Source organism: Streptococcus mitis (assembly GCF_003944325.1).
Lineage (GTDB): Bacteria > Bacillota > Bacilli > Lactobacillales > Streptococcaceae > Streptococcus > Streptococcus mitis_CW.
Map to the genome: position 1 here is coordinate 11,427 of NZ_RJPX01000018.1, position 21,014 is coordinate 32,440.

The following is a 21,014-nucleotide window of genomic DNA, read 5'->3' on the forward strand; positions in this document are numbered from 1 at the left end:
GGATATAAGCTAAAAATCCTAAGTTTTCTCTTAGGATTTTTCTTCTTTTTTTGATAGAATAAAGTGTATAATGAAAGGGAGAATAAACTCGTATGCGCATTAAATGGTTTTCCTTGATTAGAATTACAGGTTTACTACTGGTACTCTTGTATCATTTCTTTCAGACCATCTTTCCTGGAGGATTCTTTGGTGTAGATGTCTTTTTCACATTTTCAGGATTTCTGATTACGGCTCTACTCATCGAAGAATTTTCTAAAAACTATGAGATTGATTTGATAGGATTTTTTAGAAGACGTTTTTATCGGATTGTGCCACCTGTGGTTTTGATGGTCTTGGTGACTATGCCCTTTACCTTCCTAGTTCGCCAAGATTATGTGGCTGGAATTGGTGGCCAGATTGCGGGTGTCTTAGGCTTTATGACCAACTTCTATGAACTCCTAACAGGTGGAAGTTATGAATCTCAGTTCATTCCTCATTTGTTTGTTCATAATTGGAGCTTGGCTGTTGAGGTACACTACTATATTCTTTGGGGATTGGCAGTTTGGTTCTTATCTAAGCAGTCGAAATCAAATGGTCAGTTGAGAGGGATGGTCTTTCTCTTGTCTGCGGCTGCCTTTTTGATTAGCTTCTTCTCCATGTTTATTGGTAGTTTTCTAGTGACCTCTTATTCCTCTGTTTACTTCTCCAGTTTAACTCATGTCTACCCATTCTTTTTGGGAAGTGTGTTAGCAACTATTGTAGGCGTTCGTCAGACAACTTCTTTAGTTAAGCAGTTGGATAAAATCTGGGATTTACGAAAGACTCTGGTAGTTTTTGGAGGAGGCTTTGCTTTCTTAGTTCTTTTGACCTTCTTTGTCAAATTCACTTATCTTTTTGCCTATCTTATAGGCTTCTTGCTTGCCAGTCTTGCAACCCTTGCTATGATTCTGGCGGCGCGTGTCTTGCACGAAAAGACTCCTCATATAAAGGAGCCAAAGATGATTAGCTTTTTAGCAGATACTAGCTATGCGGTTTATCTCTTCCATTGGCCTTTCTATATCATTTTCTCACAGTTGACATCAAATCTTCTTGCTGTCTTACTGACTTTGATTTTTTCTTATGGATTTGCCAGTCTGTCATTTTATGTGTTGGAACCTTGGATTGCAGGAAAGAACACACCTATTATACAAACCCTTCGTCCCCTGCCTTATATCCATACAATCCTTGCAGCAGGTACAGGAATCTTAGCCTTCATTGTCTTCTTAGTGACTTTCTTGGCACCACAAGTTGGGGCATTTGAGACAGATTTAACTGTCAATGGTTTGAAGCAAGCTGCAACAAATATTGGGCAGACCAAGGTAATGGCAGAGCGGGCAGATGCAAACAGTCTGGGAATTGCTGATGGCACTATGTTAATTGGTGACTCGGTGGCTCTAAGGGCAAACACAGCTTTGCAGACAGCTCTTCCTGGGGCACAGATTAATGCACAAGTCAGCAGAACAACCAAGACTGCCAATGAAATCATGCTCAACAATAGCCAGAATAAATTTTTACCTAAGATGGTTGTCATTGCGACTGGGGTAAATAATCCTGAAAATTACAAGGAAGACTGGGATAGTATCGTGAAAAATCTTCCTAAGGGCCACCATATGGTTTTGGTGACTCCTTATGAGGGAGATAAGACAAAAGAGACCTACGCTATCGTTGAGAAGGCTGCTGCCTATATGAGAGAATTGGCAGAGAAGACACCTTACATCACAATAGCAGATTGGAATCAAGTTGCTAAGGAACATCCAGAAATCTGGACAGGAACAGACCAAGTCCATTTCGGAAGTGACACTAGCAAAATTGAAGCCGGAGCAAAATTGTATGCAGATACCATTGCTACAGCCTTGCAAGCAGCTCAAGACAAGCCAGTCAAATCAAAATAATGTATAATGAGAAGAAAAGAGTTGGAGAAATCCAGCTCTTTTAAAATATCTCTAGAAAACAGGTCTATACCATTTACAAATGAATCAGAAAAGTTTATAATGTAATTGACATAATAAATATCAAAAGTAATCTTTTAAGGAGGTCATTATTATGCCTAATTACGTTAAAGCGGATCAGTTTTTCTATCCATTTGGCATTCGTCGCGGTGGGTACTTAGAACTTGTTGATGGCAAATTTGGGAAACATGTGGATCAAATTCCTGAAGGAGCAGAGGTTCTTGACTATACTGGTTATAGCATTGCACCAGGTCTTGTGGATACTCATATTCATGGATATGCAGGTGTAGATGTGATGGACAACAACATTGAAGGTACATTGCATACTATGAGTGAAGGACTTCTTAGTACAGGTGTTACCAGTTTCTTGCCCACAACTTTAACAGCCACTTATGAGCAATTACTTGCAGTCACTGAAAATCTTGGAAACCATTATAAAGAAGCAACAGGTGCTAAGATTCGTGGGATTTATTATGAAGGTCCATATTTCACAGAAACTTTTAAGGGGGCACAAAATCCAACTTATATGAGAGACCCGGGTGTTGAGGAGTTTCATTCTTGGCAGGATGCTGCAAAAGGGATGCTAAATAAAATCGCTATTGCACCAGAACGTGATGGGGTGGAAGATTTTGTACGTACTATTACAGGTGAAGGTGTGACAGTTGCACTTGGACACTCAGATGCGACATTTGAACAAGCTAAGAAGGCAGTTGATGCTGGAGCTAGTGTATGGGTACATGCCTATAATGGGATGCGTGGTTTAACACACCGCGAACTAGGTATGGTAGGAGCTATGTATGAGCTCCCACATACTTACGCAGAATTGATTTGTGATGGTTATCACGTAGATCCAAAAGCTTGTGAGATTTTACTTAAGCAAAAGGGGACAGAAAACATCGCTCTTATTACGGACTGTATGACAGCTGGTGGGCTTGAAGACGGTGACTATATGTTGGGAGAATTCCCTGTTGTAGTAGCAAATGGAACTGCACGTCTCAAATCTACTGGTAATTTGGCAGGTTCTATCCTCAAACTTAAAGATGGTATGAGAAATGTAGTCGAGTGGGGTATTGCCAATCCACACGAAGCGGTCATGATGGCTAGCCTTAACCCAGCAAAATCTGTTAATATTGACGATGTCTGTGGACAAATTCGTGAAGGTTATGATGCAGATTTTATTGTTTTAGACAAAGATTTGGAATTGGTAGCAACCTATCTAGATGGTGTGAAACGTTACCAAGCATAAAAGAGAAGGCAGAAGTTAGAGACTAGCTTCTGCTTTTTTATCTATATTGATTTACTGGTAAATAAAAAGTTAAAAATATCACAAAAAAGCTTGAATAAACAATGAAAAGGCTTACAATTATATTGTAAATAGTACAAATAAAAAAACGGAGGAGTGCTTTATGAAAGCCTATACTTATGTTAAGCCAGGACTTGCTTCTTTTGTTGATGTAGACAAACCAGTTCTTCGCAAGCCGACAGACGCTATCGTGCGTATCGTTAAAACAACTATATGTGGAACAGACCTTCACATTATTAAAGGGGATGCTCCTGCTTGCCAAAGTAGTACCATTCTTGGTCACGAAGGGATTGGGATTGTTGAAGAAGTTGGAGAAGGTGTTTCTAACTTCAAAAAGGCGACAAGGTCTTGATTTCTTGTGTTTGTTCCTGTGGCAAATGCTACTACTGTAAAAAAGGAATCTATGCTCACTGTGAGGATGAGGGAGGATGGATTTTTGGTCACTTGATTGATGGTACGCAGGCTGAGTACTTACGTGTTCCTCATGCTGACAATACTCTATATCATACACCAGAAGCTTTATCAGATGAAGCCCTTGTTATGTTATCAGACATTCTTCCAACAGGTTATGAGATTGGTGTCTTGAAAGGGAAAGTAGAACCTGGTTGTAGCGTAGCCATTATTGGTTCAGGTCCAGTTGGATTGGCTGCTCTTTTAACAGCTCAATTCTATTCGCCAGCTAAATTGATTATGGTGGACTTAGACGATAATCGCTTGGAAACAGCTTTATCATTCGGTGCAACTCATAAGGTTAATTCTTCAGACCCTGAAAAAGCCATTAAAGAAATTTATGATTTGACAGATGGACGTGGTGTAGATGTTGCTATCGAAGCTGTAGGGATTCCTGCAACATTTGATTTCTGTCAAAAGATCATCGGTGTAGACGGAACAGTAGCTAACTGTGGTGTACACGGTAAACCAGTTGAGTTTGAGTTGGATAGACTTTGGATTCGCAATATCAATATCACTACTGGTTTAGTATCTACAAATACAACACCTCAGTTGTTGAAAGCTCTTGAAACTCATAAGATTGAACCAGAAAAATTGGTAACTCATTATTTCAAACTAAGTGAAATTGAAAAAGCCTATGAAGTCTTCAGTAAGGCAGCAGACCACCATGCCATTAAGGTCATTATTGAAAACGATATCTCAGAAGCTTAAGAAATAAAAAGTTTTTATCATATAAGTAAATAGAAATTCAGTCATCCATCAGATGGCTGGATTTTTTATCGAAAAATTAAGAAATGAGCATATTTCTTTTCTTGTTTAATGGAATTAGTTATAATATACGGTACAAAGGAATGAATGAATATGTATCGTGTTATAGAAATGTATGGAGATTTTGAGCCGTGGTGGTTCTTAGAAGGTTGGGAAGAAGATATTGTAGCAAGTAAGAAATTTGACCAGTATTATGATGCTCTCAAATACTACAAAACTTGTTGGTTTAGATTGGAACAAGAATCCCCTCTTTATAAAAGCAGAAGCGACTTGATGACCATTTTTTGGGACCCAGAAGACCAACGTTGGTGTGATGAATGTGATGAGTATTTACAACAATACCATTCTTTGGCTCTCTTGCAGGATGAGCAGGTTATCCCAGATGAAAAATTACGCCCAGGCTATGAAAAACAAACAGGTCAGGAAAGGCACCGTGCTTGCCGTATGAAATTAAGATAGAGAAAAGTAACTTTTTTGGAGTTGCTTTTTTATTTTTTCCAAATCTTTGCGAATAGTATAGGTGAGGAGGTAAGTATGGTTCAAGAAATTGCACAAGAAATCATTCGTTCGGCTCGGAAAAAAGGGGCGCAGGATATTTATTTTGTTCCTAAGTTAGATGCCTATGAGCTTCATATGAGGGTAGGAGACGAGCGCTGTAAAATCGGTTGTTATGATTTTGAAAAGTTTGCGGCCGTCATCAGTCACTTTAAGTTTGTGGCAGGTATGAATGTTGGAGAAAAACGACGTAGTCAGCTTGGTTCCTGCGATTATGCCTATGGCGATAAGATGGTGTCCCTACGTTTATCTACCGTAGGCGATTATCGAGGGCATGAGAGTTTAGTTATTCGCTTGTTGCACGATGAGGAGCAGGATTTGCATTTTTGGTTTCAGAATATTGAAGAATTGGGCAAGCAGTACAGGCAACGTGGTCTCTATCTCTTTGCTGGTCCAGTCGGCAGTGGTAAGACGACCCTGATGCATGAATTGGCCAAGTCCCTCTTCAAAGGACAACAAGTCATGTCCATTGAAGATCCAGTCGAAATCAAGCAGGACGACATGCTCCAATTGCAGTTGAATGAGGCGATTGGGCTAACCTATGAAAATCTAATCAAACTTTCCTTGCGTCATCGACCAGATCTCTTGATTATCGGAGAAATTCGGGACAGTGAGACGGCGCGTGCAGTGGTCAGAGCCAGTTTGACAGGGGCGACAGTCTTTTCAACCATTCACGCCAAGAGTATTCGAGGTGTTTATGAGCGCCTGCTGGAGTTGGGTGTGAGTGAGGAGGAATTAGCAGTCGTTTTGCAAGGTGTCTGCTACCAGAGATTAATCGGGGGAGGAGGAATCGTTGATTTTGCAAACAAAGACTATCAAGAACACCAGCCGACTAGCTGGAATGAACAGATTGACCAGCTTCTTAAAGATGGACATATCACAAGTCTTCAGGCTGAAACGGAAAAAATTAGCTACAGCTAAGCAAAAAAATATCATCACCCTGTTTAACAATCTCTTTTCCAGTGGTTTTCATCTGGTGGAGACTATCTCCTTTCTAGATAGGAGTGCCTTGTTGGACAAGCAGTGCGTGACCCAGATGCGTGCGGGCTTGTCTCAGGGGAAATCATTCTCAGAAATGATGGAAAGTTTGGGCTTTTCAAGTGCCATTGTCACTCAGTTATCCCTAGCTGAAGTTCATGGGAATCTCCACCTGAGTTTGGGAAAGATAGAAGAATATCTGGACAATCTAGCTAAGGTCAAGAAAAAGTTAATTGAAGTAGCGACCTATCCCTTGATCTTGCTGGGTTTTCTTCTCTTAATTATGCTGGGACTCCGTAACTATCTATTACCCCAACTGGATAGTAGCAATATTGCCACCCAAATTATCGGCAATCTGCCACAAATCTTTCTAGGAATGGTAGGGTTTGTTTCAGTAGGTGTCCTTTTAGCACTCACTTTTTATAAAAGAAGTTCTAAGATGCGCATCTTTTCTATCTTAGCACGCCTTCCCTTTTTTGGAATTTTTGTGCAGACCTATTTGACAGCCTATTATGCGCGTGAATGGGGGAATATGATTTCGCAGGGGATGGAGTTGACGCAGATTTTTCAGATCATGCAGGAACAAGGTTCCCAACTCTTTAAAGAAATAGGTCAAGATCTGGCTCAAGCCCTGCAAAATGGTCAAGAATTTTCTCAAGCCATAGCAACCTATCCTTTCTTTAGGAAGGAATTGAGTCTCATCATCGAGTATGGGGAAGTCAAGTCCAAGCTGGGTAGTGAGTTGGAAATCTATGCCGAAAAAACTTGGGAAGCCTTTTTTACCCGAGTCAATCGTACCATGAATCTGGTGCAGCCACTGGTCTTTATTTTTGTGGCTCTGATTATCGTTTTACTTTATGCGGCAATGCTAATGCCCATGTATCAAAATATGGAGGTAAATTTTTAACATGAAAAAAATGATGACATTCTTGAAAAAAGCTAAGGTTAAAGCTTTCACTCTGGTAGAAATGTTGGTGGTCCTTTTAATCATCAGCGTGCTTCTCTTGCTTTTTGTGCCTAATCTGACTAAGCAAAAAGAGGCGGTCAATGACAAAGGAAAAGCTGCTGTTGTTAAGGTGGTAGAAAGTCAGGCAGAGCTTTATAGTTTGGAAAAAAATGAAGATGCTAGCCTAAGCAAGTTACAAGCAGATGGACGCATCACAGAAGAACAGGCTAAAGCTTATAATGAATACTATGCTAAAAATGGAGGAGCAAATCGTAAAATCAATGATTAAGGCTTTTACTATGCTGGAAAGTCTCTTGGTTTTGGGACTTGTGAGTATCCTTGCCTTGGGCTTGTCAGGCTCTGTACAGTCCACTTTTGCGGCGGTAGAGGAGCAGATTTTCTTTATGGAGTTTGAAGAACTCTATCGGGAAACCCAAAAACGCAGTATAGCCAGTCAGCAAAAGACTAGTCTAAACTTAGATGGGCAGACGATCAGTAATGGCAGTCAAAAGTTGACAGTTCCTAAAGGAATTCAGGCACCCTCAGGACAAAGTATTACATTTGACCGATCTGGGGGCAATTCGTCCCTGGCTAAGGTTGAATTTCAGACCAGTAAAGGAACGATTCGCTATCAATTATATCTAGGAAATGGAAAAATTAAACGCATTAAGGAAACAAAAAATTAGGGCAGTAATTTTACTAGAAGCAGTAGTCGCTTTAGCTATCTTTGCCAGCATTGCGACTCTCCTTTTAGGACAAATTCAGAAAAATAGGCAGGAAGAAGCAAGAATCTTGCAGAAAGAAGAAGTTGTGCGTGTAGCTAAGATGGCTTTGCAGACAGGTCAAAATCAGTTGAACATCAACGGAGTTGAGATTCAGGTGTTTTCTAGTGAAAAGGGATTGGAGGTTTATCATGGTTCAGAACAGTTGTTGGCTCTCAAAGGGCCATAAGGTTAAGGCTTTTACCTTGTTAGAATCCCTGATTGCCCTCATTGTCATCAGTGGGAGTTTACTTCTCTTTCAAGCCATGAGTCAGCTCCTCATTTCAGAAGTTCGCTACCAGCAACAAAGCGAGCAAAAAGAGTGGCTCTTGTTTGTGGATCAACTGGAGGCAGAATTAGACCGTTCGCAGTTCGAAAAAGTAGAAGGCAATCGCCTCTATATGAAGCAGGATGGCAAGGAAATTGCGATAGGCAAGTCTAAATCGGACGATTTTCGAAAAACCGATGCCAGTGGACGAGGTTATCAGCCCATGGTTTATGGACTCAAATCAGCACAGATTACAGAGGAAAATCAACTGATTCGCTTTCGTTTCCAGTTCCAAAAAGGCTTAGAAAGAGAGTTTATCTATCGTGTGGAAAAAGAAAAAAGTTAAGGCAGGTGTTCTCCTCTATGCAGTCACCATGGCAGCTATTTTTAGCCTTTTGTTACAATTTTACTTGAACCGACAAGTCGCCCACCATCAAAACTATGCTTTAAATAAAGAAAAGTTAATCGCTTTTGCTATGGCTAAACGAACCAAGGATAAATCCGAGCAAGAAAGTGGGGAAGTTGCCTTTAATCTGGGTCAGGTAAGCTATCAAAACAAGAAAACTGGCTTGGTGACGACGGTTCGTACGCCTAAGAGTCAATATGAGTTTCTGTTTCCTTCAGTCAAAATCAAAGAAGAGATAAAAGATAAAAAGGAAAAGGTAGTGACTGATTCAAGTAATCAAGCGGAGAAGAAAAAATCAGACGAGAAGCCTGAAAAGAAAGAGAATTTCTAGCCAATCAAGCTACTTTGTGCTAAACTAAAAGCATGAAACATGATTTTAATCACAAGGCAGAAACTTTCGATTCGCCTAAAAACATATTTCTTGCAAACTTGATTTGTCAAGCGGTCGAGAAACAGATCGAGCTTCTATCAGACAAAGAAATTCTGGATTTCGGTGGAGGGACGGGTCTATTAGCCTTGCCCCTAGCCAAGCAGGCTAAGTCTGTCACTCTTGTAGACATTTATGAGAAAATGCTGGAGCAAGCTCGTTTAAAAGCGGAGCAGCAAGACATCAAGAATATCCAGTTTTTGGAGCAAGATTTACTGGAAAATCCCTTGAAGCAAGAGTTTGATTGCATTGTTGTTAGTCGGGTTCTTCATCATATGTCTGATTTGGATGCGACTCTCTCACTGTTTCATCAACATCTGAGAGAAAACGGACAACTCCTCATTGCTGATTTTACCAAGACGGAGACCAACCATCATGGATTTGATTTAGCTGAACTGGAAAAAGAGCTAATTGAGCATAGTTTTTCATCTGTGCATAGTCAGATTCTCTATAGCGCTGAAGACCTGTTTCAAGGAAATTACTCAGAACTCTTTTTAACAGTAGCTCAAAAATCACTCGCCTAGTAAGGGAGTGATTTTTCTATAAGGATGGAAAAAAGCAGGGAAATTTGATAAGATAGGAATATGGATTTTGAAAAAATTGAACAAGCTTATACGTATTTACTAGAGAATGTCCAAGTCATCCAAAGTGATTTGGCGACCAACTTTTATGACGCCTTGGTGGAGCAAAACAGCATCTATTTGGATGGTGAGACTGAACTAAATCAGGTCAAGGAGAACAATCAAGCCCTTAAGCGTTTAGCGTTACGCAAAGAAGAATGGCTCAAGACCTACCAGTTTCTCTTGATGAAGGCTGGGCAGACAGAACCCTTGCAGGCCAATCACCAGTTTACACCAGATGCCATTGCTTTACTTTTAGTGTTTATTGTGGAAGAGTTGTTTAAAGAGGAGGAAATTACCATCCTCGAAATGGGTTCTGGGATGGGAATTCTGGGCGCTACTTTCTTGACCTCGCTGGCTAAAAAGGTGGATTACTTGGGAATGGAAGTAGATGATTTGCTGATTGATGTGGCAGCTAGCATGGCAGATGTGATTGGTTTGCAGGCTGGCTTTGTCCAAGGAGATGCCGTTCGTCCACAAATGCTCAAAGAAAGCGATGTGGTCATCAGCGACTTGCCTGTTGGCTATTATCCTGATGATGCCGTTGCAGCACGCCATCAAGTAGCCTCTAGTCAAGAACATACCTACGCCCATCACTTGCTCATGGAACAAGGACTTAAGTACCTCAAATCAGACGGATATGCTATTTTTCTAGCTCCGAGTGATTTGTTGACCAGTCCTCAAAGTGATTTATTGAAAGGCTGGTTGAAAGAGGAGGCTAATCTAGTTGCCATGATTAGTTTGCCTGAAAATCTCTTTGCTAATGCTAAACAATCCAAGACTATTGTTATCTTACAGAAGAAAAGTGAAATAGCGGTAGAACCTTTTGTTTACCCACTTGCTAGCTTGAAAGACGCAAGTGTTCTAATGAAATTTAAAGAAAATTTTCAAAAATGGACTCAAGGTACTGAAATATAAAATAGATTTTGTTATAATAGATGAAAACGCTTAAAAGAGGAGTCTTGTTATGACAAAAACAATTGCAATCAATGCAGGAAGTTCAAGTTTAAAATGGCAATTATACTTAATGCCAGAGGAAAAAGTGTTAGCCAAAGGCTTGATTGAACGTATCGGTTTGAAAGATTCAATTTCAACTGTTAAATTTGATGGTCGTTCTGAACAACAAATTTTAGACATCGAAAATCACACACAAGCCGTTAAAATCTTATTGGATGACTTGATTCGTTTCGATATTATCAAGGCTTATGATGAGATTACTGGTGTTGGACACCGTGTTGTTGCAGGTGGAGAATATTTCAAAGAATCAACAGTTGTTGAGGGTGATGTTTTAGAAAAAATTGAAGAATTGAGTTTGTTGGCTCCTCTCCACAATCCAGCCAATGCAGCAGGTGTTCGTGCCTTTAAGGAATTGTTGCCAGACATTACCAGCGTAGTTGTTTTTGATACTTCATTCCACACAAGTATGCCAGAGAAAGCTTATCGCTACCCTCTACCAACAAAATACTACACAGAGAACAAGGTTCGTAAATACGGTGCTCATGGTACAAGTCACCAGTTTGTAGCAGGAGAAGCTGCAAAACTCTTGGGACGTCCATTAGAAGACTTGAAGTTAATTACTTGCCATATCGGTAATGGTGCTTCTATTACAGCTGTTAAGGGTGGTCAATCTGTCGATACTTCAATGGGCTTCACTCCACTTGGCGGTGTGATGATGGGAACTCGTACAGGGGATATTGACCCAGCTATCATTCCTTATTTAATGCAATATACAGAGGACTTTAATACTCCAGAAGCTATTAGCCATATTCTCAATCGTGAGTCAGGACTCATGGGAGTTTCAGGCAAGTCTAGTGATATGCGTGATGTGATTGCTGCTAAAAAAGAAGGAGACCATGATGCTACCTTAGCATATGAAATCTATATTGACCGTATCCAAAAACATATTGGGCAGTACCTTGCAGTCCTAAATGGAGCAGATGCTATTATCTTCACAGCTGGTGTAGGTGAAAATGCAACCGATGTACGTAAGGATGTTATCTCAGGAATTTCTTGGTTTGGTTGTGATGTTGACCCAGAAAAGAACGTCTTCGGCGTGACAGGAGACATTTCAAGCGATGCAGCTAAAATCCGTGTCTTGGTTATTCCAACAGATGAGGAATTAGTCATTGCCCGTGACGTTGAACGTTTGAAAAAATAAGTAAAACTAGAAAAAATATTCCGTATAAGGAGTTGGAAAAGTGATTTTTCCAGCTTCTTTTTCTGATGAAATTGTTCAAAACCTTGCTATGATTGGCTTTTTTGAAAAATATGGTATAATAGTAGTAATTTAATAGATGGAGTTGAGTTTTGAAGAAAAACTTTCGTGTAAAAAGAGAGAAAGATTTTAAGGCGATTTTCAAGGAGGGGACAAGTTTTGCCAATCGCAAATTTGTTGTCTACCAATTAGAAAACCAGAAAAACCATTTTCGAGTAGGTCTATCAGTTAGCAAAAAGCTGGGGAATGCAGTCACTAGAAATCAAATCAAGCGACGAATTAGACATATTATCCAGAATGCAAAAGGGAGTCTGGTAGAAGATGTCGACTTTGTTGTCATTGCTCGAAAAGGGGTTGAAACCTTGGAATACGCAGAGATGGAGAAAAATCTACTCCACGTATTAAAATTATCAAAGATTTACCAGGAAGGAAATGGGAGTGAAAAAGAAACTACAGTTGACTAGTTTGCTAGGACTGTCTCTATTGATCATGACAGCCTGTGCAACAAATGGGACAACTAGTGATATTACAGCCGATTCGGCTGATTTTTGGAGTAAATTTGTTTACTTCTTTGCAGAAATCATTCGCTTTTTATCGTTTGATATCAGTATCGGAGTGGGGATTATTCTCTTTACGGTCTTGATTCGTACACTGCTTTTGCCAGTCTTTCAAGTTCAAATGGTGGCGTCTAGAAAAATTCAGGAAGCGCAACCGCATATTAAGGCGCTTCGAGAACAATATCCAGGCCGAGATATGGAAAGTAGAACCAAGCTAGAGCAGGAAATGCGTAAAGTTTTTAAAGAAATGGGTGTCAGACATTCAGATTCTCTTTGGCCGATTTTGATTCAGATGCCGCTTATCTTGGCCCTGTTCCAAGCTCTATCAAGAGTTGACTTTTTGAAGACAGGTCATTTCTTATGGATTAACCTTGGTGGTGTGGATACAACCCTTGTTTTTCCGATTTTAGCAGCAGTATTCACCTTTTTAAGTACTTGGTTGTCCAATAAAGCCTTGTCTGAGCGTAATGGAGCTACGACTGCAATGATGTACGGGATTCCAGTCTTGATCTTTGTCTTTGGGGTTTATGCTCCGAGCGGGGTAGCGCTCTATTGGGCAGTGTCCAATGCCTATCAAGTCTTGCAAACTTATTTCTTGAACAATCCATTCAAGATTATCGCAGAACGCGAGGCCGTAGTACAGGCACAGAAAGATTTGGAAAATAGAAAAAGAAAAGCCAAGAAAAAGGCTCAGAAAACGAAATAATAAGGAGGAATCTGGTAATGGTAGTATTTACAGGTTCAACTGTTGAAGAAGCAATCCAGAAAGGATTGAAAGAGTTAGATATTCCAAGAATGAAGGCTCATATCAAAGTCATTTCTCGTGAAAAAAATGGATTTCTTGGTTTATTTGGTAAAAAGCCAGCCCAGGTTGACATTGAAGCTATTAGTGAAACAACTGTCATTAAAGCAAATCAACAGGCGGTAAAGGGAGTTCCTAAAGAAATTAATGAACAAAATGAACCAGTTAAAACAGTCAGTGAAGCGACCGTTGATTTGGGGCATGTTGTAGAAGCAATTAAAAAGATTGAAGAAGAAGGCCAAGGAGTTTCTGATGAAGTTAAGGCTGAAATCTTGAAAAATGATAAACACGCTAGCACCATCTTAGAGGAAACTGGGCATATTGAGATTTTAAATGAATTACAACTTGAAGAAGCTGGTTTCGGGGAAGAAGTAGAAACTCCTATTGTTGAGATTCAAGCTGAAGAAACTGAAAGTCAAGAATTAGAAGATTTGGGCTTAAAGGTGGAACCGAGCTTTGATATTGAACAAGTAGCTACGGAAGTAACGACGTATGTTCAAACAATCATTGATGATATGGACGTTGAGGCGACGATTTCAAATGACTACAACCGTCGTAGCATCAACTTACAAATTGATACTAACGAACCAGGTCGTATTATCGGTTACCATGGCAAAGTTTTGAAGGCCTTGCAACTATTGGCTCAAAATTATCTTTATAACCGCTATTCAAGAACTTTCTACATTACTATTAATGTTAATGATTACGTTGAACATCGTGCAGAAGTCTTGCAGACCTATGCTCAAAAATTGGCGACCCGTGTTTTAGAAGAAGGGCGAAGTCATCAGACAGATCCAATGTCGAATAGCGAACGCAAGATTATCCATCGTATTATTTCACGTATGGATGGTGTGACTAGTTACTCTGAAGGTGACGAGCCAAATCGATATGTCGTTGTAGATACAGAATAAGTAAAATCAGGTTTATCCTGATTTTTTGCTAGTTAGAGGAGGTTGAACGGATGTTGAATAAGATAAGAGACTATTTAGATTTTGCAGGTTTGCAGTACCGTAATCCTGATAAAGCGGGAGAAGAGCGAGAGAAGATGCTGGAATTGCGTCATAAAGGTCAAGAGACCCGAAAGGCTTTCACAGAATTGGCCAAAACCTTTCAAGCAAGTCATCCAGAATGGCAACTCCAACAGACTAGTCAGTGGATGAATCAGGCACAGCGTTTGCGACCACATTTTTGGGTTTATTTACAGAGAGACGGACAAGTGACAGAACCTATGATGGCCTTACGTTTATATGGAAGTCCTTCTGATTTTGGTATTTCTTTAGAGGTCAGTTTTATCGAGCGCAAGAAGGATGAGCAAACTCTAGGCAAGCAGGCCAAGGTCCTAGAAGTTCCAGTGGTAGAAGGGATTTATTATCTATCCTACTCTGATGGTCAAAGTCAACGGTGGGAGGCTACTGAGGAGAACCGTCAAATTTTAAGAAATAAACTATCCAATCAGGAAGTTCGCAAAGTGTTAGTTAAAGCAGATGTTTCTTTTATTGAAAATCAATCATTAGAAGTGATTTTAGAAAAATTAGAAGAAGCTTATGAACGCTTGCTTCCCTATTATCAGGCGACTAGAGGGTAGAAAATAGATGACTTATCTAGCGTCGAATTGTTTAATTGCTATTCTATGTATTTTTTCATATAATAGTAAAATAGAATGTGTGATTCAATAATCACCTCAAATAGAAAGGAAATTCTATGTCAAATCTATCTGTTAATGCAATTCGTTTTCTAGGTATTGACGCTATCAACAAAGCCAACTCAGGTCACCCAGGTGTGGTTATGGGAGCAGCTCCGATGGCTTATAGCCTCTTTACAAAACAACTTCGTATCAATCCAGCACAACCAAACTGGATCAACCGCGACCGCTTTATTCTGTCAGCAGGCCATGGTTCAATGCTTCTTTATGCTCTTCTTCACCTTTCTGGTTTTGAAGATGTCAGCATGGATGAGATCAAGAGCTTCCGTCAATGGGGTTCAAAAACACCAGGTCACCCAGAATTTGGCCATACAGCAGGGATTGATGCTACGACAGGTCCTCTAGGGCAAGGGATTTCAACTGCCACTGGTTTTGCCCAGGCAGAGCGTTTCTTGGCAGCCAAATATAACCGTGAAGGCTACAATATCTTTGACCACTATACTTATGTTATCTGTGGCGACGGAGACTTGATGGAAGGTGTCTCAAGTGAGGCAGCTTCATACGCAGGTTTGCAAAAACTGGATAAGTTGGTTGTTCTTTATGATTCAAATGACATCAACTTGGATGGTGAAACAAAGGATTCCTTTACAGAAAGTGTTCGTGACCGTTACAATGCTTATGGTTGGCATACAGCCTTGGTTGAAGATGGAACAGACTTGGAAACAATCTATGCTGCTATCGAAACAGCTAAAGCTTCAGGCAAACCATCTTTGATTGAAGTGAAGACCGTGATTGGATACGGTTCTCCAAACAAACAGGGAACTAATGCTGTACACGGTGCCCCTCTTGGAGCAGATGAAACTGCAGCAACTCGCCAAGCGCTCGGTTGGGACTATGAACCATTTGAAATTCCAGAGCAAGTTTATGCTGATTTCAAAGAAAATGTTGCAGATCGTGGCGCATCAGCTTATCAAGCTTGGACAAAATTAGTCGCTGACTATAAAGAAGCGCATCCAGAATTGGCTGCAGAAGTAGAAGCCATCATCGATGGACGTGATCCAGTTGAAGTGACTCCAGCAGACTTCCCAGCATTAGAAAATGGTTTCTCTCAAGCAACTCGTAATTCAAGCCAAGATGCCTTGAACGTTGTAGCTGCTAAATTGCCAACTTTCTTGGGTGGATCAGCTGACCTAGCTCACTCAAACATGACTTACATTAAAACAGATGGACTTCAAGACGATGCTAATCGCTTGAACCGTAACATTCAGTTTGGTGTTCGTGAATTTGCAATGGGAACTATCTTGAACGGGATGGCTCTTCACGGTGGACTTCGTGTATACGGTGGAACTTTCTTCGTTTTCTCTGACTATGTGAAGGCAGCTGTCCGCTTGTCAGCCTTGCAAGGACTTCCTGTGACTTATGTCTTTACCCACGATTCTATTGCAGTCGGGGAAGATGGTCCAACGCATGAACCAGTTGAACATCTAGCAGGTCTTCGTGCCATGCCAAATCTAAATGTTTTCCGTCCAGCAGATGCGCGTGAAACTCAAGCAGCTTGGTACCTTGCAGTGACAAGTGAGAAAACACCAACTGCCCTTGTCTTGACACGTCAAAACTTGACTGTCGAAGAAGGAACAGACTTTGACAAGGTTGCAAAAGGTGCCTATGTTGTCTATGAAACTGCAGCAGATTTTGATACCATCTTGATTGCGACAGGTTCAGAGGTCAATCTTGCTGTCTCAGCTGCTAAAGAATTGGCTAGTCAAGGCGAAAAAGTTCGCGTAGTCAGCATGCCATCTACAGATGTCTTTGATAAACAAGATGCAGCATACAAGGAAGAAATTCTTCCAAATGCAGTCCGCCGTCGTGTTGCAGTCGAAATGGGTGTAACTCAAAACTGGTACAAATATGTTGGTCTTGATGGTGCCGTTCTAGGTATTGATACCTTCGGAGCCTCTGCCCCAGCACCAAAAGTATTGGCAGAATATGGCTTTACTGTAGAAAATCTTGTAAAAGTTGTTCAAAACTTGAAATAATCCTAAAAATCAGGGCGCAAGCTCTGGTTTTTCTTACCAGAAAAGCAAGGTACAATCTTGTAAAAGTAGCTGAAATTTGATATAGTAGTCCTATGTAAAAGACAAAGGAGAATATAATGGAATCACAATATACATTTTTAATCATTCTTGTGGCTATGTTGGGCTTGATGTTCTTTACGCAACGCTCTCAAAAGAAACAAGCACAAAAACGTATGGAAAGTTTGAATAAACTACAAAAAGGCTATGAAGTGATTACAATCGGTGGACTTTACGGAACGGTCGATGAAGTAGATACGGAAAAGAAAACAATTGTTCTTGATGTAGATGGGGTTTACTTGACTTTTGAATTAGCTGCTATTAAGACCGTATTACCACTTAAAGAAACAGCTTCACTCGAAGGTGCAATTGAAAAATAAGACGGGATCACTAACTCCCGTTTTTCTATAAAAGAAAGGAAATGGGATGAAAAAACTAGTCTTTGTCTGTCTTGGAAATATTTGCCGTAGTCCTATGGCTGAGTTTGTTATGAAATCAATGACAGATAACTACGAAATCCAAAGTCGAGCGACGTCCTCTTGGGAACATGGCAATCCGATTCATAAGGGAACTCAAGGGATTTTTCGACAATATGAGATTCCTTATGACAAGAACAAGACATCGCTTCAGATTAGTAGGGAAGATTTTGAAGACTTTGATTATGTTATCGGAATGGACGCTTCAAATGTTTCTGACTTACGTCAGATGTGTCCAGTAGACTGTCAAGATAAGATACACTCATTTGCATCTGAAAGTGTTCCAGATCCTTGGTATACAGGAGATTTTGAGGAAACTTATCGGCGTGTTCAAGAGGGGTGTCAAACTTGGATAGAACGTTTAGAGAAGGAGAGTGAAGGTGGAGAATCTTAAGAATTTTTACGAAAAGTATCGTGTCTATCTGACTCGTCCTCGTTTAGAGATTTTAGCAGTAGTTACCATTGCTGTCTGTGCTGTACTCGTCTTTTTTCTAAATATTCCCGGAAAAGGTGTTTTAAAACTGGATAATGGAACGATTGTTTATGACGGCAGTCTTGTTCGTGGTAAAATGAATGGTCAAGGCACCATCACCTTCCAAAATGGAGACCAATATACAGGTGGTTTCAACAATGGAGCCTTCAACGGAAAAGGTACCTTTCAATCTAAAGAAGGCTGGACCTACGAAGGTGATTTTGTAAATGGTCAGGCTGAAGGAAAAGGAAAACTAACAACAGAACAAGAAGTCGTTTATGAAGGGACTTTTAAACAAGGCGTTTTTCAACAAAAATAAAGCCTCCTGACATGGAGGTTTTTTTACAAGAAAACAAGAAAGCGTTTTCCTATCGTTTGTTAGGATTGTGAAATAAAAAAATTTTTGTTGTTATTTCACAATCATCTAGTCAAAAGTTGATACTATAACGTATTTGAGAGTAATTTCACAATGTCGCAAAAATTCTTTGTGAAATGTTTATGAAACTGTTTACAAAACATAAAAAAAGAGTTATAATAAACTTGTGAAAAAATTAACAAAGGATAAAATCCTTAAAGGCTATGGAGGAAAATATGGCTGATAAAAAAACTGTAACACCTGAGGAAAAACAACTTGCTGCTGAAAAGCATGTCGATGGTCTCGTGAAAAAAGCTTTGGTTGCGCTTGATGAGATGCGCAAGTTGAACCAAGAACAAGTTGACTATATTGTGGCAAAAGCTTCGGTTGCAGCACTTGACGCGCATGGTATACTGGCACAACATGCAGTTGAAGAAACTGGTCGTGGGGTGTTTGAAGATAAGGCAACGAAAAATCTATTTGCCTGTGAACACGTAGTGAACAATATGCGTGGAGTTAAAACAGTTGGAGTTATCGAAGATGATCCAATTACAGGCTTGACGAAGATTGCTGAACCTGTTGGTGTAATCTGTGGTGTCACTCCAACAACCAACCCAACTTCAACAGCTATTTTCAAATCATTGATTGCTTTGAAAACACGTAATCCAATCGTGTTTGCTTTCCACCCATCAGCTCAAGAATCATCAGCTCACGCAGCACAAATCGTTCGTGATGCCGCTATCGCAGCTGGAGCACCTGAAAACTGTGTTCAATGGATTACAGAGCCATCTATGGAAGCAACTGGAGCGCTTATGAATCACGAAGGTGTTGCGACTATCCTTGCAACTGGTGGGAATGCCATGGTTAAAGCGGCATATTCATGTGGTAAACCAGCTCTTGGGGTAGGTGCCGGAAACGTTCCTGCCTATGTAGAAAAATCTGCTGACCTTCGTCAAGCTGCTCATGACATCGTGATGTCTAAATCATTTGATAATGGGATGGTCTGTGCATCAGAACAAGCGGTTATCATTGATAAAGAAGTGTATGATGAATTTGTAGAAGAATTCAAATCATACCACACTTACTTTGTAAACAAAAAAGAAAAAGCACTTCTTGAAGAATTCTGTTTCGGTGTTAAAGCAAACAGCAAAAACTGTGCTGGTGCTAAACTAAATGCAAATATTGTTGGTAAACCAGCAGCATGGATTGCAGAACAAGCAGGATTCAGCGTTCCAGAAGGAACAAACATCTTGGCGGCAGAATGTGAGGAAGTAGGACCAAAAGAACCACTGACTCGTGAAAAATTGTCACCAGTAATCGCTGTACTGAAAGCTGAAGATACAGAAGATGGTCTTACAAAAGCTCGTCAAATGGTTGAGTTTAACGGACTTGGTCACTCAGCAGCTATCCATACAAAAGACGAAGAGCTTGCTAAACGCTTTGGTACAGAAATCAAAGCTATGCGTATTATCTGGAACTCTCCATCTACTTTCGGTGGTATCGGTGACGTTTACAATGCTTTCATCCCATCATTGACACTTGGATGTGGTTCATACGGACGCAACTCTGTTGGGGATAACGTGAGCGCTATTAACCTCCTAAACATCAAGAAAGTAGGGAAACGTAGAAATAATATGCAATGGTTTAAAGTTCCTTCAAAAATTTACTTCGAACGTAATTCTATCCAATACCTTCAAACATGTGAAGATATTGAACGCGTTATGATCGTTACGGACAAATCAATCGAAAAACTTGGTTTCGTTCAACGTGTTATCGACCAATTGAACGCACGTAGCAACCGTGTAACTATCCAAGTCTTCTCAGATGTTGAACCAGATCCAGACATCACAACTGTAGAACGTGGTGCTGAGGTGATGAAAGCATTTGAACCAGACACAATCATTGCTCTTGGTGGTGGTTCTCCAATGGACGCGGCGAAAGTAATGTGGCTCTTCTACGAACAACCAGAAATCGACTTCCGTGACTTGGTTCAAAAATTCATGGATATCCGTAAACGCGCCTTCCGCTTCCCATCACTTGGTAAGAAAGCGAAGTACATTGGTATCCCAACAACTTCAGGTACTGGTTCAGAAGTAACACCATTTGCCGTTATCTCTGACAAGAAAAACAACCGCAAATACCCATTGGCTGACTACTCATTGACACCAACTATTGCGATTGTTGACCCTGCTTTGGTTGAATCAGTTCCAGACTTTATCGCTGCTGATACAGGTATGGACGTCTTGACACACGCGACTGAAGCCTACACTTCAAACTTCGCTAACGACTATACAGACGGTATCGCCCTTCAAACAATCAAACTTGTCTTTGAATGGTTGGAAAAATCTGTTAAGACAGCTGACTCAGAAGCTCGCGAGAAAATGCACAATGCGTCTACAATGGCTGGTATGGCCTTCGCCAATGCCTTCCTTGGTATGAGCCACTCAATGGCCCACAAGATTGGTGGTGTTCACCACACTGTTCACGGACGTACAAATGCTATCTTGCTTCCATATGTTATCCGTTACAACGGAACTCGTCCATCTAAGACTACTACATGGCCTAAATACAACTACTGGAAAGCTGATGAGAAATTCCAAGACATCGCGAAAATGCTTGGCTTGCCTCACTCAACTCCAGAGGAAGCAGTTGAAGCATACGCTAAAGCTGTTTACGAACTTGGTGTTGCAGTAGGTATCAAGATGAACTTCAAGGATCAAGGAATTGATGAAAAAGCTTGGAAAGACAGCTTGCATGAAATTGCCTTGCTTGCTTATGAAGATCAATGTTCACCTGCTAACCCACGCTTGCCAATGGTAGCTGACATGGAAGAAATCATGGCAGATGCTTACTATGGCTATGCAGAACGTCCAGGACGCCGCAAATAATTGTTTATCAGCCTAGAGGCAGGAATTTCCTGTCTCTTTTTTGTAATTCTATTTGAAAAATGGTATAATCATCGCATATATTTGTT

Annotated in this window: 22 protein-coding genes and 1 pseudogene; all 23 read left to right on the top strand. The window is 40.4% G+C overall.

What is annotated here, in order from left to right:
• The first annotated feature begins 92 nt into the window (after positions 1-92).
• Entirely contained in the window at positions 93-1,910 is a 1,818-nt protein-coding gene (locus D8787_RS06325; RefSeq protein WP_125421878.1) for an acyltransferase family protein, read from the top strand.
• Between the two features lie 151 nt (positions 1,911-2,061).
• On the top strand, positions 2,062-3,213 hold the full coding sequence (nagA, locus tag D8787_RS06330; RefSeq protein WP_001134550.1) for an N-acetylglucosamine-6-phosphate deacetylase: 1,152 nt from the start codon (positions 2,062-2,064) through the stop codon (positions 3,211-3,213).
• A 160-nt stretch (positions 3,214-3,373) separates the two neighbouring features.
• Positions 3,374-4,431, top strand: a pseudogene (locus D8787_RS06335) (zinc-dependent alcohol dehydrogenase family protein).
• 150 nt (positions 4,432-4,581) lie between these two features.
• Positions 4,582-4,947, top strand: coding sequence for a DUF1033 family protein (locus tag D8787_RS06340; protein ID WP_125421881.1), 366 nt, complete (start codon positions 4,582-4,584; stop codon positions 4,945-4,947).
• A 75-nt stretch (positions 4,948-5,022) separates the two neighbouring features.
• Positions 5,023-5,964: a competence type IV pilus ATPase ComGA gene (gene comGA / locus D8787_RS06345; protein WP_125421885.1), complete on the top strand. Its 942-nt coding sequence runs from the start codon at positions 5,023-5,025 to the stop codon at positions 5,962-5,964.
• Positions 5,912-6,928 (top strand): competence type IV pilus assembly protein ComGB, encoded by a 1,017-nt coding sequence (gene comGB / locus D8787_RS06350; protein ID WP_125421958.1) that lies wholly within the window; start codon positions 5,912-5,914, stop codon positions 6,926-6,928. Before comGA ends, comGB begins: the two co-directional genes overlap by 53 nt.
• Position 6,929: 1 nt before the next feature.
• On the top strand, positions 6,930-7,256 hold the full coding sequence (gene comGC, locus D8787_RS06355; protein ID WP_125421889.1) for a comG operon protein ComGC: 327 nt from the start codon (positions 6,930-6,932) through the stop codon (positions 7,254-7,256).
• A complete protein-coding gene (gene comGD, locus D8787_RS06360) occupies positions 7,249-7,653 on the top strand; it encodes a competence type IV pilus minor pilin ComGD (protein WP_260471385.1) in 405 nt (134 codons plus the stop codon). The genes comGC and comGD overlap by 8 nt, the downstream gene beginning before the upstream one ends.
• A complete protein-coding gene (gene comGE / locus D8787_RS06365; RefSeq protein ID WP_125421896.1) occupies positions 7,616-7,918 on the top strand; it encodes a competence type IV pilus minor pilin ComGE in 303 nt (100 codons plus the stop codon). Before comGD ends, comGE begins: the two co-directional genes overlap by 38 nt.
• Positions 7,881-8,342: a competence type IV pilus minor pilin ComGF gene (comGF, locus tag D8787_RS06370; RefSeq protein ID WP_125421899.1), complete on the top strand. Its 462-nt coding sequence runs from the start codon at positions 7,881-7,883 to the stop codon at positions 8,340-8,342. Before comGE ends, comGF begins: the two co-directional genes overlap by 38 nt.
• Positions 8,320-8,733: a competence type IV pilus minor pilin ComGG gene (gene comGG / locus D8787_RS06375; RefSeq protein ID WP_125421902.1), complete on the top strand. Its 414-nt coding sequence runs from the start codon at positions 8,320-8,322 to the stop codon at positions 8,731-8,733. Before comGF ends, comGG begins: the two co-directional genes overlap by 23 nt.
• Before the next feature lie 32 nt (positions 8,734-8,765).
• Positions 8,766-9,353, top strand: a complete 588-nt coding sequence (locus tag D8787_RS06380; RefSeq protein ID WP_125421905.1) for a class I SAM-dependent methyltransferase — start codon at positions 8,766-8,768, stop codon at positions 9,351-9,353.
• A 60-nt stretch (positions 9,354-9,413) separates the two neighbouring features.
• Positions 9,414-10,367 carry a class I SAM-dependent methyltransferase gene (locus tag D8787_RS06385; RefSeq protein WP_125421908.1) on the top strand — a complete coding sequence of 318 codons (954 nt, stop codon included), beginning with the start codon at positions 9,414-9,416 and terminating at the stop codon, positions 10,365-10,367.
• 49 nt (positions 10,368-10,416) lie between these two features.
• Positions 10,417-11,607, top strand: coding sequence for an acetate kinase (locus tag D8787_RS06390; RefSeq protein WP_125421911.1), 1,191 nt, complete (start codon positions 10,417-10,419; stop codon positions 11,605-11,607).
• 149 nt (positions 11,608-11,756) lie between these two features.
• Complete coding sequence (rnpA, locus tag D8787_RS06395) at positions 11,757-12,128, top strand: ribonuclease P protein component (RefSeq protein WP_000739243.1); 372 nt, start codon at positions 11,757-11,759, stop codon at positions 12,126-12,128.
• Complete coding sequence (locus D8787_RS06400; protein ID WP_221765913.1) at positions 12,103-12,927, top strand: membrane protein insertase YidC; 825 nt, start codon at positions 12,103-12,105, stop codon at positions 12,925-12,927. Before rnpA ends, D8787_RS06400 begins: the two co-directional genes overlap by 26 nt.
• Positions 12,928-12,944: 17 nt before the next feature.
• Entirely contained in the window at positions 12,945-13,934 is a 990-nt protein-coding gene (jag, locus tag D8787_RS06405) for an RNA-binding cell elongation regulator Jag/EloR (RefSeq protein ID WP_125421917.1), read from the top strand.
• A 50-nt stretch (positions 13,935-13,984) separates the two neighbouring features.
• A complete protein-coding gene (locus D8787_RS06410) occupies positions 13,985-14,608 on the top strand; it encodes a ribonuclease P (protein ID WP_125421920.1) in 624 nt (207 codons plus the stop codon).
• A gap of 116 nt (positions 14,609-14,724) precedes the next feature.
• Positions 14,725-16,701 carry a transketolase gene (tkt, locus tag D8787_RS06415; RefSeq protein WP_125421923.1) on the top strand — a complete coding sequence of 659 codons (1,977 nt, stop codon included), beginning with the start codon at positions 14,725-14,727 and terminating at the stop codon, positions 16,699-16,701.
• 116 nt (positions 16,702-16,817) lie between these two features.
• On the top strand, positions 16,818-17,117 hold the full coding sequence (yajC, locus tag D8787_RS06420) for a preprotein translocase subunit YajC (RefSeq protein ID WP_020901078.1): 300 nt from the start codon (positions 16,818-16,820) through the stop codon (positions 17,115-17,117).
• Positions 17,118-17,163: 46 nt separating this feature from the next.
• Positions 17,164-17,607 carry a low molecular weight protein-tyrosine-phosphatase gene (locus tag D8787_RS06425; protein WP_125421926.1) on the top strand — a complete coding sequence of 148 codons (444 nt, stop codon included), beginning with the start codon at positions 17,164-17,166 and terminating at the stop codon, positions 17,605-17,607.
• The gene (locus tag D8787_RS06430; RefSeq protein ID WP_125421929.1) at positions 17,594-18,004 is read left to right on the top strand and encodes an MORN repeat-containing protein; all 411 of its coding nucleotides are present in this window, start codon (positions 17,594-17,596) and stop codon (positions 18,002-18,004) included. Before D8787_RS06425 ends, D8787_RS06430 begins: the two co-directional genes overlap by 14 nt.
• 272 nt (positions 18,005-18,276) lie before the next feature.
• Positions 18,277-20,928 carry a bifunctional acetaldehyde-CoA/alcohol dehydrogenase gene (gene adhE, locus D8787_RS06435; RefSeq protein WP_125421932.1) on the top strand — a complete coding sequence of 884 codons (2,652 nt, stop codon included), beginning with the start codon at positions 18,277-18,279 and terminating at the stop codon, positions 20,926-20,928.
• Positions 20,929-21,014: the final 86 nt, after the last annotated feature.

Excerpts from the sequence above, each read along its gene's own strand:
- D8787_RS06390 (WP_125421911.1), top strand. The coding sequence starts at position 10,417 with ATGACAAAAACAATTGCAATCAATGCAGGAAGTTCAAGTTTAAAATGG.
- tkt (WP_125421923.1), top strand. The coding sequence starts at position 14,725 with ATGTCAAATCTATCTGTTAATGCAATTCGTTTTCTAGGTATTGACGCT.
- D8787_RS06325 (WP_125421878.1), top strand. The coding sequence starts at position 93 with ATGCGCATTAAATGGTTTTCCTTGATTAGAATTACAGGTTTACTACTG.
- D8787_RS06425 (WP_125421926.1), top strand. The coding sequence starts at position 17,164 with ATGAAAAAACTAGTCTTTGTCTGTCTTGGAAATATTTGCCGTAGTCCT.
- D8787_RS06410 (WP_125421920.1), top strand. The coding sequence starts at position 13,985 with ATGTTGAATAAGATAAGAGACTATTTAGATTTTGCAGGTTTGCAGTAC.
- comGE (WP_125421896.1), top strand. The coding sequence starts at position 7,616 with ATGGAAAAATTAAACGCATTAAGGAAACAAAAAATTAGGGCAGTAATT.
- comGB (WP_125421958.1), top strand. The coding sequence starts at position 5,912 with ATGGACATATCACAAGTCTTCAGGCTGAAACGGAAAAAATTAGCTACA.
- comGF (WP_125421899.1), top strand. The coding sequence starts at position 7,881 with ATGGTTCAGAACAGTTGTTGGCTCTCAAAGGGCCATAAGGTTAAGGCT.
- comGA (WP_125421885.1), top strand. The coding sequence starts at position 5,023 with ATGGTTCAAGAAATTGCACAAGAAATCATTCGTTCGGCTCGGAAAAAA.
- nagA (WP_001134550.1), top strand. The coding sequence starts at position 2,062 with ATGCCTAATTACGTTAAAGCGGATCAGTTTTTCTATCCATTTGGCATT.
- D8787_RS06385 (WP_125421908.1), top strand. The coding sequence starts at position 9,414 with ATGGATTTTGAAAAAATTGAACAAGCTTATACGTATTTACTAGAGAAT.
- adhE (WP_125421932.1), top strand. The coding sequence starts at position 18,277 with ATGGCTGATAAAAAAACTGTAACACCTGAGGAAAAACAACTTGCTGCT.
- yajC (WP_020901078.1), top strand. The coding sequence starts at position 16,818 with ATGGAATCACAATATACATTTTTAATCATTCTTGTGGCTATGTTGGGC.
- jag (WP_125421917.1), top strand. The coding sequence starts at position 12,945 with ATGGTAGTATTTACAGGTTCAACTGTTGAAGAAGCAATCCAGAAAGGA.
- comGC (WP_125421889.1), top strand. The coding sequence starts at position 6,930 with ATGAAAAAAATGATGACATTCTTGAAAAAAGCTAAGGTTAAAGCTTTC.
- D8787_RS06380 (WP_125421905.1), top strand. The coding sequence starts at position 8,766 with ATGAAACATGATTTTAATCACAAGGCAGAAACTTTCGATTCGCCTAAA.
- comGD (WP_260471385.1), top strand. The coding sequence starts at position 7,249 with ATGATTAAGGCTTTTACTATGCTGGAAAGTCTCTTGGTTTTGGGACTT.
- D8787_RS06340 (WP_125421881.1), top strand. The coding sequence starts at position 4,582 with ATGTATCGTGTTATAGAAATGTATGGAGATTTTGAGCCGTGGTGGTTC.